The 12103-nt window shown below is 72.2% G+C and carries 14 protein-coding genes; 12 read left to right on the top strand and 2 right to left on the bottom strand.

What is annotated here, in order from left to right:
- On the top strand, positions 1-798 hold the full coding sequence (locus EWH70_RS16265) for a cell division protein FtsQ/DivIB (RefSeq protein ID WP_130476227.1): 798 nt from the start codon (positions 1-3) through the stop codon (positions 796-798).
- A gap of 276 nt (positions 799-1074) precedes the next feature.
- Positions 1075-1581 (top strand): DinB family protein, encoded by a 507-nt coding sequence (locus EWH70_RS16260; protein ID WP_130476226.1) that lies wholly within the window; start codon positions 1075-1077, stop codon positions 1579-1581.
- Here EWH70_RS16260 and EWH70_RS16255 read toward each other — a convergent pair.
- Positions 1556-2350 (bottom strand): DUF1295 domain-containing protein, encoded by a 795-nt coding sequence (locus EWH70_RS16255; RefSeq protein WP_165436294.1) that lies wholly within the window; start codon positions 2348-2350, stop codon positions 1556-1558. The two genes, EWH70_RS16260 and EWH70_RS16255, sit on opposite strands and share 26 nt — an antisense overlap.
- On the bottom strand, positions 2347-3552 hold the full coding sequence (locus tag EWH70_RS16250; protein ID WP_130476225.1) for an SAM-dependent methyltransferase: 1206 nt from the start codon (positions 3550-3552) through the stop codon (positions 2347-2349). Before EWH70_RS16250 ends, EWH70_RS16255 begins: the two co-directional genes overlap by 4 nt.
- A 72-nt stretch (positions 3553-3624) precedes the next feature.
- On the opposite strand from EWH70_RS16250, the gene EWH70_RS16245 reads away from it, so the two are divergent.
- The 10 genes from EWH70_RS16245 to wag31 all read left to right on the top strand — a co-directional run bounded on the left by EWH70_RS16245 (position 3625) and on the right by wag31 (position 11946).
- Positions 3625-4896: an NAD(P)/FAD-dependent oxidoreductase gene (locus EWH70_RS16245; RefSeq protein WP_130476224.1), complete on the top strand. Its 1272-nt coding sequence runs from the start codon at positions 3625-3627 to the stop codon at positions 4894-4896.
- Positions 4890-5615 (top strand): DUF1365 domain-containing protein, encoded by a 726-nt coding sequence (locus tag EWH70_RS16240; RefSeq protein WP_130476289.1) that lies wholly within the window; start codon positions 4890-4892, stop codon positions 5613-5615. Before EWH70_RS16245 ends, EWH70_RS16240 begins: the two co-directional genes overlap by 7 nt.
- On the top strand, positions 5608-6225 hold the full coding sequence (gene sigK, locus EWH70_RS16235) for an ECF RNA polymerase sigma factor SigK (RefSeq protein ID WP_130476223.1): 618 nt from the start codon (positions 5608-5610) through the stop codon (positions 6223-6225). Before EWH70_RS16240 ends, sigK begins: the two co-directional genes overlap by 8 nt.
- Positions 6222-6995, top strand: a complete 774-nt coding sequence (locus EWH70_RS16230) for an anti-sigma factor (RefSeq protein ID WP_240687007.1) — start codon at positions 6222-6224, stop codon at positions 6993-6995. The genes sigK and EWH70_RS16230 overlap by 4 nt, the downstream gene beginning before the upstream one ends.
- A gap of 210 nt (positions 6996-7205) precedes the next feature.
- Positions 7206-8540 (top strand): cell division protein FtsZ, encoded by a 1335-nt coding sequence (ftsZ, locus tag EWH70_RS16225; RefSeq protein ID WP_130476222.1) that lies wholly within the window; start codon positions 7206-7208, stop codon positions 8538-8540.
- 47 nt (positions 8541-8587) lie between these two features.
- Positions 8588-9292, top strand: a complete 705-nt coding sequence (gene pgeF / locus EWH70_RS16220) for a peptidoglycan editing factor PgeF (protein WP_130476221.1) — start codon at positions 8588-8590, stop codon at positions 9290-9292.
- The gene (locus EWH70_RS16215; protein WP_130476220.1) at positions 9289-10023 is read left to right on the top strand and encodes a YggS family pyridoxal phosphate-dependent enzyme; all 735 of its coding nucleotides are present in this window, start codon (positions 9289-9291) and stop codon (positions 10021-10023) included. The genes pgeF and EWH70_RS16215 overlap by 4 nt, the downstream gene beginning before the upstream one ends.
- A gap of 61 nt (positions 10024-10084) precedes the next feature.
- A complete protein-coding gene (locus tag EWH70_RS16210; RefSeq protein ID WP_130476219.1) occupies positions 10085-10720 on the top strand; it encodes a cell division protein SepF in 636 nt (211 codons plus the stop codon).
- A gap of 37 nt (positions 10721-10757) precedes the next feature.
- Positions 10758-11042, top strand: coding sequence for a YggT family protein (locus EWH70_RS16205; protein WP_130476218.1), 285 nt, complete (start codon positions 10758-10760; stop codon positions 11040-11042).
- A gap of 49 nt (positions 11043-11091) precedes the next feature.
- Complete coding sequence (wag31, locus tag EWH70_RS16200) at positions 11092-11946, top strand: DivIVA-like cell division protein Wag31 (RefSeq protein WP_130476217.1); 855 nt, start codon at positions 11092-11094, stop codon at positions 11944-11946.
- The last annotated feature ends 157 nt before the right edge of the window (positions 11947-12103 follow it).

The raw sequence follows: 12103 nt of genomic DNA, 5'->3' as shown, positions 1-12103 counted from the left end.
ATGGCGACGGTCCGGGAGCGGCGGCGCGAACGGTCGCGGACGCGGCCGGGCAGGTCGGGGCGGACGGGCACGACCCGGCGCGGCCGGCGCCCCGACAGCGCCCGCCAGCGCACCGGCACCCGCCCGTCGCGGCGTCGCGCGCTGCGCCGCCGCTGGGTGGCGGTGCTGAGCGTGCTGGCCGCCACCGGACTGGTGTACCTGCTGCTGTTCACCTCGCTGCTCGGGGTGCGCACGGTGGAGGTCAGCGGCACCGTCACGGTGACCCCGGACCAGGTGCGGGCGGCCGCGCAGGTGCCGGACAGGCGGGCGATGCTGCGGCTGGACACCGACGAGATCCGGGACCGGGTGCTGGCCCTGCCCGGCGTGGCCACCGCGGACGTGTCGCGGTCGTGGCCGTCCACCATCGAGATCGCGATCACCGAGCGCACGCCGATGGGGTTCTACGACACCGGCAAGGAGATCCACCTGGTCGACGTGACCGGGACGGTGTTCAAGCAGGTGCAGGCGAAACCGGAGGGCCTGCCCGAGCTGAAGCTGGCGAAGGTGGGGCCGGACGATCCGGCGACCCGCGCCGTGACCGACGTCTTCGGCAGGCTGCCGGAGGCGCTGCGTAAGCAGGTGGTGGTCGTCGAGGCCAAGTCGCCGGGCAGCGTCGAGCTGCGCCTGGGCGACGGCAAGCTGATCCGCTGGGGCGACGCCCAGCAGAGCGAGCGCAAGGCCAAGGTGCTGGCCGCCCTGATGACCCAGCCCGGCCAGACCTACGACGTCTCCAGCCCCGAGCTGCCCACGATCTCCTGAGCCCCGAACGGAGCGGCGAGGAGCCCGGGAGCGGCCAGAGCGGGTGTGGGGACTGGCGACACGCGGCACGGTCTGCCGGCGTCGCCGGTGACCGCCCCGACCGCTCCCACCACCGCGCCGAGGTAGAGGCGGTGGCAGGTGCCCGGCTCGGGGGGTTATCGAGCCGGAACACCAGAGCACCTCAAAGGATGGACGCAATCTGGTGCGAATGCATCAACCGGTTGGCCATCATTTGTCCGGCAATTGCACGAATCCGGCCTCTGCAAGACTTCCGCGGTGACCGTCGCACCCGAACGCCCCGAACCCGCACCCACCGGTTCCGAATTCGAGCAGCTCGCCGGGTTCCTCGACTTCCTGCGCGCCACAGTGGAATGGAAATGCGCAGGTCTCACCGACGAGCAGGCCCGCCGCAGCCTCGTCCCCAGTGAGCTGACCACCGTCGCCGGGCTGCTCGGGCACCTGGTGTGGGTCGAGAGCTACTGGTTCGAGGTCAGGATCGCGGGCCGGCCGGACCCGCTCGCCGAGGAACTGGCCGCCGACCGCGACGCCGACTTCCGCGACGGCATGCGGCGGCCACTGGACGAGCTGCTGGCCGCCTACCGCACGCAGTGCGCCCGGTCCCGCGAGGTGGTGGCGGGACTGGACCTCGACCACACCGTGCCCTGGCGCGACACCCGGGTCACCCTGCGCTGGGTGCTCATCCACATGATCGAGGAGACGGCCCGGCACGCCGGGCACCTCGACTTGCTCCGTGAACTCACCGACGGGCTGACCGGCGAGTAGGAGGCAACGGCAAGAAGCCGCTGGTCCGCTCGACGTAGTCGGCGTAGGCGGGCTTGGACCGCATCAGGTCCTTCTCCAGCATCGGCTTGCCGGTGCCGCGGGCCAGCGTCGCGGTCATCACCACCGGCGACAGCACCGTCGCCGCGCCGATCCACGTCGAGCAGGCCAGCAGGTACAGGCCCCACCAGACGCACGCGTCACCGAAGTAGTTGGGGTGCCTGGTGTAGCGCCACAGCCCGGTGGCGAGCACCTTGCCGCGGTTGGCCGGGTCGGCCCGGAACCGGCGCAGCTGCTCGTCGCCGACGGTCTCGAACACGAACCCCACCAGCCACACCGCGATCCCGGCCCAGCCCAGTACGCCGAGGCCGGTGCCGTACTGCGCGGCCACCACCGGCAGCGAGACGAACCACAGCACCAGGCCCTGGAACAGGTACACCCGCACGAACATCCGCGGCGCCGGGTTGGCCGACCGCTCGACCATCCGCGCGTACCGCGGGTCCTCCGGCCGTCCCTGGTTGCGCAGATGCAGGTGGACGCCCAGCCGCACACCCCACACCACGGTCAGCACGGTGACCGTCCAGCGCACCGAGGGATCGCCGTCGGCCACCACCGCGCCCGCGACGGCGACCAGTGCGAAACCCGGTCCCCAGAAGGTGTCGATGGTGTCGTAGCGGCGCCGGGCCAGTGCGACGGCGAACGTCACCAGCACCCCGAGCAGGCTCGCCCCGCCGGCGACGGCGGCGCCCGCACCCAGGTCCGTCCAGCTCACGCCCGCACCTCCGCCACGATCTGGTCCACGCCCATCCGGCCCTCCTCGAACGCCAGCGCACCGCCCGCCAGGTAGAGCCGCCACACCCTGGCGCCGCGTTCGCCGATCAGCCCGACCGCGTCGTCCCAGCGCCGCTCCAGCGTCTCGGCCCACGCGCGAACGGTTCGCACGTAGTGCTCCCGCAGCGCCCGCACCTCGCGGATCTCGAACCCGGCCCGCTCCAGGTGCCCGAGTGTGGCCGACAGCGGGCGCATGGTCATGTCGGGCGCGATGTAGCGCTCGATGAACGCCCCGCCGCCCGGCGCGACCGCGCCCCGCGACATCTGCTGCAGCACCAGCCTGCCGCCGGGCGCGAGCATCCGCCGCAGTGTCGCGGCGTAGACCGGGTAGTTGGCCTCGCCGACGTGCTCGCCCATCTCGATCGAGGCCACCGCGTCGAACGGCTCGCCGGCCAGCTCGCGGTAGTCCTGCCTGCGTACCCCCACCCGGTCGTCGAGGTCCAGAGTGGACACCCGGGAGCGCACGTGCTGGGCCTGCTCGGCCGACAGCGTCACGCCCGCGGCGTGCACGCCGTGGTGCTTGGCCGCGTGCACCAGCAGCGATCCCCAGCCGCAGCCGACGTCGAGCAGCCGCATCCCCGGCCGCAGTCGCAGGTCGCGGCAGATCAGCTCCAGCTTGTCGTGCTGTGCCCGTTCCAGGTCGACGTCGCCCGTCCAGTAGGCGCAGGAGTACGCCATCGACTCGTCCAGCAGCAGCTGGTAGAAGGCGTTGCCGAGGTCGTAGTGGTGCGAGATCGCCGAAGAGTCCCGGCCCCGGCTGTGCAGCCTGCCGGACAGCCGCGCCTCCTCCTCGGGTGCCCGTGGCGGCGGTCCCACCACACCCAGCCGCACCGCCAGCCCGGTCGCCCGCGCCCACTCCCGTGGCCCCAGCCGGGGCACTCCGGCCGAGCGGGCCAGAGCCCAGACCCGGCGCAGGCCGTCGGTCAGGTCGCCCTCGACGTCCAGGTCGCCCGTCACGTACGCCCGCGCCAGCCCCAGTTCGCCCGGCGCGTAGAGCAGCCGGCGCAGCGCCCGCCTGGTAACCACAACGGTCGGGCCCGGCGGGCCCGCCACCGAGTCGTCCCAGGCGCGGATGCCGACGGGTGGGGGAGCGTCGAGCAGGTCGGTGAGGAATCCGGCAATGCGTTCGGCGGTCGTAGGCATGCCCGGTATTCGGAGCCCCGGCGCGGGTGGATTGGCACCAATCCACGGCCGGGGCGGCACCGAATGCCCCACGTGGAGACCACTGGAGAACGAGTCGCCGTGATCGGTGCCGGGGTGGCCGGCCTGACCGCGGCCTATCTGCTGCAGCGCCGCTACGACGTCCTGCTGTTCGAGGCCGAGGACCGCCTCGGCGGGCACGCCCACACCCACGACGTGCCCAGCGCGTCGGGTGGCACGGTCGGCGTCGACACGGGGTTCCTGGTGCACAACGAGCGCACCTACCCGACACTGCTGCGGCTGTTCGGTGAGCTGGGCGTGCGTACCCGCGGCACCGAGATGTCGATGAGCATCCGCTGCGACGGCTGCGGCCTGCTCTACGCCGGGGCGAAGGGCGTCCGCGGTCTGTTCCCCGCCGCCACGAACCTGGTGCGCGGCCGGTACCTGCGGATGCTGGCCGAGGTGAAGCGGTTCCACCGGCATGCCCGCGCGCTGCTCACCCACGCCGGTGCCACCGCCGACGTGCCGCTGGGGGCGTTCCTGGCCATCGGCGGGTACAGCCGCTACTTCGCCGACCACTTCGTCCTGCCGCTGGTGTCCACGGTGTGGTCGGCGGACCGGACCGACACCCTGCGCTACCCGGCCCGGTACCTGTTCGAGTTCCTGCGCAACCACGGGATGCTGTCGGTCGGCGGGTCGCCGCGCTGGCGCACGGTGGTCGGCGGGTCGCGCGAGTACGTGGAGCGGGCGGCCAAGCAGCTCACCGCCGTGCACGTGTCGACCCCGGTGCGCGCGGTCACCCGCCTGGCCGAGGGGCTGGAGGTCCGCGACGACGGCGACACCCCGTACCGGGTGGACCGGGTGGTCGTCGCCACCCACGCCGATCAGGCACTGCGGTTGCTGAGCAACCCGACCGGCGCCGAATGCGAGGTGCTCGGCGCGTTCCGTTACTCCGCCAACGACACCTGGCTGCACACCGATGATCGTGTCCTGCCGGCGGTACCGGCGGCAGGCGCGGCGTGGAACTACGTCGCTCCGCACTGCGGCGCCGACGGGCCTGCCGTGCGGGTCAGCTACGACCTGAACCGGCTGATGGGCCTGGCCGAGCCGACCCGTTACGTCGTGACGCTGAACCCGGCCGCCCCGCCGCCCGCGGACCGGGTGATCGCCCGCATGCGTTACGACCACCCGGTCTACACCGAGGAGTCGGTCGCCGCGCAGCGGCGGCTGCCCGGCCTGAACGGCCCCCGGCTGGCCTACGCGGGCGCCTACCACGGCTGGGGGTTCCACGAGGACGGCTGCTCGTCCGGCGTCCGGGCCGCGGCCGCGCTGGGGGTGGGCTGGTGAGTGCCGTGCTGTACGAGGCGACCGTGGCCCACCGGCGCCCGATCGACCCGCCGCTGACGTTCACCCACCGGCTGGCGCTGTGGTGCGTCGACCTCGACGACCCGGCTCCGCTGCCCCGCTGGCTGCAGCCGTTCGCCCGGTTCGACGCCAGGGACCACTTCCGCGCGGGAGAGCCCGGCACCATCCGGCACAAACTCGACGGGTGGCTGGCCGAACGTGGCGTCGACCTGGCCGGCGGCCGGGTGCTGATGCTGGCGTCCGCGCGGCTGCTCGGGCACGTGTTCGACCCGCTCACCGTCTACTGGTGTCACCGGCCCGGCGGCGAACCGGCGTGCGTGGTCGCCGAGGTGCACAACACCTACCGCGGCAGGCACGCCTACCTGCTGTTCCCCGAGGAAGGGCGGGCCGGCACGCCGAAGGAGTTCTCCGTGTCGCCGTTCCAGGCCGACGGCGGCGGCTACCGGATGCGGCTGCCGGTGCCCGACGCGCTGCTGTCGCTGTCGGTCGGCCTGCGCCAGGGCGGGGTGACCACACTGGCCGCCACGCTGCGCGGGGTGCGCCGCCGGGTCACCCTGGTGCGCGTGCTGCGTATGGTGCTGACCGGCCCGCTGGTGCCACACCGGGTGTCACTGCTCATCCGCCGGCACGGGGTGGCGCTGTGGCTGCGCCGCGCGCCCCGGCCGGTGCTGGCCGCGAGGGCGGGAGGCCTGCATGGCTGACAGGGCCGAGAGGGCTGAGAGGGCTGAGAGGGCAGGCAAGCCGCGGCCGGTCCCGGCGGAGGCCGCGACCGCCGAGGAACTGCTCGTCCGCGTCGCCAGGGGTGACGAGCGGGCGTTCGAGCAGCTCTACGACCTGCTGGCCGGTCCGGTGTTCGGGCTGGTGCGGCGCATCGTGCGGGACCGCGCGCAGTCCGAGGAGGTCGCGCAGGAGGTGCTGGTGGAGCTGTGGCGCACCGCTGCGCGGTTCAGCCCGGAGCGGGGCAACGCGATGAACTGGGCGCTGACCGTCGCGCACCGCCGGGCCGTCGACCGGGTGCGCTCGGCCCGCGCGTCGACCGAACGCGAGGCCAGGGCGACGTTCGAGGCCAGCAGGACGCGGCCGTTCGACGAGGTGGCCGAATCGGCCGCGACGAAGCTGGAGCGCCAGCAGGTGCGCCGCTGCCTCGGCACGCTGACCGAACTGCAGCGCGAGTCGGTGGTGCTCGCCTACTACCAGGGCTACACCTACCGCGAGGTCGCCGAGGTGCTCGACACGCCACATGGGACGGTGAAGACCCGGCTGCGGGACGGGCTGATCAGGCTGCGGGACTGTCTGGGGGTGACCGCGTGAACGAGCCGACACCACCGGATCTGCACGCGCTGACCGGTGCCTACGCGCTGGACGCGCTGACCGAGCACGAACGTGCCCAGTTCGAGCGGCATCTGGCCGAATGTCCCTCCTGCGCGCAGGAGGTCCGCGAGCTGACCGCCACCGCGGCGCGGCTGGGCTCGGCCGTCGCCGAGGAACCGCCGCCCGCGCTGCGGGACCGGGTGCTCGCCGAGATCGGCGACACCCGCCAGGTCCCGCCGATCGCGGCTGCCGACCGGGTCCGGCGGCGCGCCGGAGCCCCGCGGTGGGCCGTGTGGGTCAGCGCCGCCGCGGCCGTCGCCGGGCTGGCCGCCGCCGGGATCTTCGGCGGGATCGCATTGGACCGCCAGGGCGACCTGGACGCCGCCCAGCGTCAGCTGGCCGACGCCAGGCAGCGCTACGCCCCGATGGGGCAGTTGCTGGCCGCGCCCGACGTGCGGACCGTGCACGCGGTGTCGGCGACCGGCGGGTCGGGCACGGTGCTGATGTCGCCGAGCCTGGACAGAGTGGCCTTCCTGGCCCACGGCCTGCCCGAACGCGCCGCCGACCGGGACTACCAGGTGTGGCTGATGCCGGCCGACGGGTCGGATCCGCGGTCCATCGGGCTGGTTACCGGGGGCAGTGCGCCGGGCTCGGTGGTCACCGCTCAGGGCCTGGCAGGCGTCGCCAAACTGGGCCTCACCGTGGAGCCCAGGGGAGGGTCGCCGCGGCCCACCACCCAGCCGATCCTCGTGGTCCCCATGCGGACTTGACGGTGACCACACGCGAACCGGTTGCGGGGCAAAGAAGATTGCGACGCGCGCGGCGTGGCTGCTGGATTCGCGCGTTGGCGAACCTTACCTTCCTGCACAAGGTCGGTAGTTGACATAACTCTAAGCCTGAAGTAGACATCGAGGGTTTTCAGAGTTGGGTCGGCGCCCGGCAGGCAACACGGAACAACGCACGATCAGGAAGGCGGCCCGATGACGCCCCCGCACAACTACCTCGCGGTGATCAAGGTCGTCGGAATCGGCGGCGGCGGAGTGAACGCCGTGAACCGCATGATCGAGGTCGGCCTCAAGGGTGTCGAGTTCATCGCGGTGAACACCGACGCGCAGGCACTGCTGATGTCCGACGCGGACGTCAAGCTGGACATCGGCCGCGAGCTGACCAGGGGTCTGGGCGCCGGGGCGGCGCCGGAGGTCGGCCAGAAGGCCGCCGAGGACCACCGCGACGAGATCGAGGAGGTGCTCAAGGGCGCCGACATGGTCTTCGTCACCGCGGGCGAGGGCGGCGGCACGGGTACCGGTGGTGCCCCGGTCGTCGCGCAGATCGCCCGCAAGCTGGGCGCGCTCACCATCGGCGTGGTCACCCGGCCGTTCACCTTCGAGGGCAAGCGGCGGGGCAGGCAGGCCGAGGAGGGCATCCAGTCCCTGCGTAACGAGTGCGACACCCTGATCGTCATCCCCAACGACCGGCTCCTGCAGCTGGGCGACATCGGCGTCTCGCTGATGGACGCCTTCCGGTCGGCCGACGAGGTGCTCCTGTCGGGTGTCCAGGGCATCACCGACCTGATCACCACGCCCGGCCTGATCAACCTGGACTTCGCCGACGTCAAGAGCGTCATGTCCGGTGCGGGCAGCGCGTTGATGGGCATCGGCTCGGCGCGTGGCGAGGGTCGCGCCGTGCAGGCCGCGGAGAAGGCCATCAACTCTCCGCTGCTGGAGGCCTCGATGGACGGTGCGCACGGCGCGCTGCTGTCCATCGCCGGCGGGTCCGACCTGGGCCTGTTCGAGATCAACGAGGCCGCGTCGCTGGTCCAGGAGTCGGCGCACCCCGAGGCGAACATCATCTTCGGCACGATCATCGATGACTCCCTCGGCGACGAGGTCAGGGTCACCGTGATCGCGGCCGGGTTCGACGCGGGCGCGCCCACCCACAAGAAGCTGGACACGCAGGCCATCGGCCGTTCGTCGACGACCGCGTCCGCGCAGGCCGGTCAAGTGGGCGGCGGCGCGCCTGCCGCGCCGTCCACGCGGACGCCGGTGCCCGGGGTGCCGGGTGCGTCGACCGCCGCCGCGCCGCAGCGTCCGCCCGCCACGCCGGGCTCGGGTTCCTCCGGCGCCGGCTTCAGCAGCAGCACCGGGTCGATCTCCGGCGGCCTGCCGCAGCCGGGCGCGTCCCGCGGCGGGTACCCGACGCCGCGCACCACCGCGTCCTCGCCGGGTAACCAGGGCAACCTGCCCGGCCGCGCCGTGCCGGTGACCGACGACCCGAGCGACGACGAGGTCGACGTCCCGCCCTTCATGCGCCGCTGACGCGTGCCGATAAGGTCGGCCCTACAGGTGCATGTGGAGGGACGGCTTTGCGCATTCGTCGCGTGGTCACGACTCGGGCGGGCGGGGCATCCGCGCCGCCGTACGACAGCTTCAACCTCGGTGACCACGTCGGTGACGCCCCGGAGGCCGTCGCCGCCAACCGGGAGCGGCTGGCGAGCGAACTGGGCCTGGAGCCCGGCAGTCTGGCGTGGATGGAGCAGGTCCACGGGCGCACGGTGACCGTGGTCGACGAGCCCGGCGGCGAGCCCGCCGAGGCCACCGACGCACTGGTCACCGCCCGGCCCGGGATCGCACTGGTGGCGCTCGTCGCCGATTGTGTTCCCGTCCTGCTCGGTGACCCGCACGCCGGTGTCGTGGCCGCCGTGCACGCCGGCCGGGTCGGCGCCCGGGTGGGCGTCGTCCCCGCGGCGCTGGAGGCGATGAAGGCCAACGGGGCCGAGCCGGACCGCGTCGAGGCGCTGCTCGGCCCCGCCATCTGCGGCGAGTGCTACGAGGTGCCGGCCGCCATGGCCGACGACGTCGAGAAGCACCTGCCCGGCAGTGCCTGCCGCAGCCGCGCCGGTACGCCGGGCATCGACCTGCGGGCCGGCCTGTGGCGGCAGCTCGCCGACGCCGGTGTCGGCAGGATCGGCGTGGACCCGCGCTGCACGGCCGAGGACGCCACGCTGTTCAGCTACCGGCGGGACGGAACCACCGGCCGGCTGGCCGCGATCACCTGGGTGGAGGCATGACCGAGCAGGACCGCCGCGAGGAACTCCGGGCGGCGCTGGCCGAGGTCCGGGCGCGGGTGGACGCCGCCTGCGTGGCGGCCGGGCGCGCCCCGGCCGAGGTGCGGCTGCTGGCCGTCACCAAGACCTTCCCCGCCTCCGACGCCGCGTTGCTCACCGACCTCGGCATGACCGACCTCGCCGAGAACCGGGACCAGGAGGCGTCGGCCAAGCACGCCGAACTCGCCGGGCTGCGGCCGGACTCCGGCGTGCGCTGGCACATGGTGGGCAGGCTGCAGCGCAACAAGGCCCGCTCGGTCGTCCGCTGGGCCGACGAGGTCCAGTCCGTCGACTCGGTGCGCCTCGCCGACGCGCTCGCCCGCGCCACGCGTACCGCCGTCGACGCGGGGGAGCGCGTCGGACCGCTGGACGTCCTCGTGCAGGTGAGCCTGGACGCCGATCCGGCCCGCGGCGGATGCCCGCTCACCCAGTTGGGGGAGCTCGCCGACCACATCGCTCGATCGGGTGACCTGCGGCTCCGGGGTCTGATGGCGGTCGCGCCACTGGACGCCGAGCCCGGCGCGGCATTCCAGCGACTGGCGGAGGCATCGGAAAACCTGCGCAAAGATCATCCCGGCGCGGTAGAACTGTCCGCGGGAATGAGTGGTGATCTGGAGCAGGCGATCGCTCACGGCTCGACGTGTGTGCGTGTCGGAACCGCGTTGCTCGGACGGCGCGGTCTAGCCTCGCCCTAGAGAATCACCCGGCGGGGCACTGGCGTGAGTGCTGTGGACGAGGCAGGGAGGGCACCACCAGATGAGCGCGCTGCAGAAACTCAAGGCGTACTTCGGAATGGTCCCGGCCGACGACGGTTACGACGGCGAAGCCTACGACGCTTACGACCGGTACGAGTCCGACGACTACCGCCGTGGTCGTTACGACCGTGACGTTCGTGACGACGACTACTACGAGGACGACTACGACGAGCCGCCCGCCCGCGGGCGGGGGCGTGGCCGTTACCACGCGGGCGACGACTTCGACGACGAGCCGGTGCGCGGCAGGGACCGTCCGGTGCCCGCCGTCCAGGGCGCGCTCGCCGTGGACCGGCAGCCCGAGCCGGTGGCGCGCCTGCGTCCCGTGCCCGAGCAGGCGCGGCTGAACTCCCGCGACGCGCTGAGCCGGATCACCACCCTGCACCCCACGTCCTACCTGGAGGCGCGGGCGATCGGTGAGCACTACCGGGAGGGCATCCCGGTGATCATCAACCTCACCGAGATGGAGAATGCCGACGCCAAGCGGCTCGTCGACTTCGCGGCCGGGCTGGCGTTCGCGCTGCGGGGGTCGATGGACAAGGTCACCAACAAGGTGTTCCTTCTCTCACCGCCGGATGTCGACGTGACCGCCGAGGACCGCCGGAGGATCGCCGAAGGCGGCCTCTTCCTGCGTCACTGACGACGTGCCGGCGCCGGTGTTGTGGCAGAGTGGTGCTGTGCAAGCCGTCCTGATCGTCCTCTACTACGTGCTTTTCGCCTTCTGGCTGTTGCTGACCGCGAGGGTCGTGGTGGAGCTCGTCCGTACCTTCGCGCGTGAGTGGCGTCCCGCCGGAGGGGTTGCGGTGACGCTGGAGACCATCTACACAGTTACGGACCCACCGGTCCGACTGGTCCGGCGGATCATCCCGATGGTGCGGATTGGCGGCGTCGGACTGGACTTATCGATTATGGTGCTGCTGTTGGTTGTGTTCATACTGATGCAACTGGCGTATCCCGGGTGATCGGGGAACCCGGGTGACCTGCAGTCCGTGGAGTGCGTGAGGTGATCTGATGTCGTTGACCCCCGCTGACGTGCATAACGTCGCGTTCAGCAAGCCGCCGATAGGCAAACGGGGCTACAACGAGGACGAGGTGGACGCGTTCCTCGACCTGGTCGAGACCGAACTGGCCCGCCTGATCGAGGACAATAACGAACTGCGTCAGCAGGTCGAGCAGCTCGATGCCGAGCTGGAATCGACCCGTGGCGAACTGGAGACGGCGAAGGCCAACGCCGGTTCCATGGCTCCTCCGGCCCCGGTGCGTGAGGAACCTCGCAGGCTCGCCCCGGTGCCGCCGCCGAGCCCGATGGAGCAGACCCAGGCCCACGGCATGATGGGCGACAGTGGCGAGCCCAACGTGCAGGCCGCGAAGGTGCTCGGCCTGGCCCAGGAGATGGCCGACCGGCTCACCGCCGAGGCCAAGACCGAGTCCGACGGCATGCTCGCCGAGGCGCGGACGAAGTCGGAGCAGCTGCTGTCCGAGGCCCGGGCCAAGTCCGACTCGATGGTCAACGAGGCGCGGACCCGCGCCGAGACCATGCTGAACGACGCCCGGACCAGGGTGGAGACCCTGGAGCGGCAGGCGCGCGACAAGGCGACCACCATGGAACGCGAGTCGCAGCGCAAGTACACCGAGACCATGAACGGCCTCAACGCGGAGAAGAACACGCTGAACAAGCGGATCGACGAGCTGCGCACCATCGAGCGGGAGTACCGCACGAGGCTGCGTGGATTCCTCGAGTCGCAGCTGCGCGAACTGGACGACCGCGGATCGGCGGCGCCGGCGTCGGCCTCGTCCGGCTCCGGGCAGTCAGGCGCGGGCAGCGGCCAGGGTTACTCGTTCGGCCCCCGGGCCGAAGCGGGCTGATCCGCACACACTCTCCGAACTCGACGCGGTAACGCTTCTTCCCCGAAGGTCACCAAGCGCAGCAGCCACCTTCACCTCCTCCAGCGGGGTGAAGGTGGCTTTGCCGCGCCCGGCGGGTCGGAGATGCTGTCTCTGCGTGTACGTGTTGTAATTCAGC

The sequence above is a fragment of the Amycolatopsis suaedae genome, from assembly GCF_004214935.1.
In the GTDB taxonomy this organism is placed as follows: domain Bacteria; phylum Actinomycetota; class Actinomycetes; order Mycobacteriales; family Pseudonocardiaceae; genus Amycolatopsis; species Amycolatopsis suaedae.
Note: the sequence above shows the minus strand (reverse complement) of the source record. Positions and strands in the feature narration are given on the sequence as shown.

Excerpts from the sequence above, each read along its gene's own strand:
- EWH70_RS16265 (WP_130476227.1), top strand. The coding sequence starts at position 1 with ATGGCGACGGTCCGGGAGCGGCGGCGCGAACGGTCGCGGACGCGGCCG.
- EWH70_RS16250 (WP_130476225.1), bottom strand. The coding sequence starts at position 3,552 with ATGCCTACGACCGCCGAACGCATTGCCGGATTCCTCACCGACCTGCTC.
- sigK (WP_130476223.1), top strand. The coding sequence starts at position 5,608 with ATGGCTGACAGGGCCGAGAGGGCTGAGAGGGCTGAGAGGGCAGGCAAG.
- ftsZ (WP_130476222.1), top strand. The coding sequence starts at position 7,206 with ATGACGCCCCCGCACAACTACCTCGCGGTGATCAAGGTCGTCGGAATC.
- EWH70_RS16215 (WP_130476220.1), top strand. The coding sequence starts at position 9,289 with ATGACCGAGCAGGACCGCCGCGAGGAACTCCGGGCGGCGCTGGCCGAG.
- EWH70_RS16210 (WP_130476219.1), top strand. The coding sequence starts at position 10,085 with ATGAGCGCGCTGCAGAAACTCAAGGCGTACTTCGGAATGGTCCCGGCC.
- wag31 (WP_130476217.1), top strand. The coding sequence starts at position 11,092 with ATGTCGTTGACCCCCGCTGACGTGCATAACGTCGCGTTCAGCAAGCCG.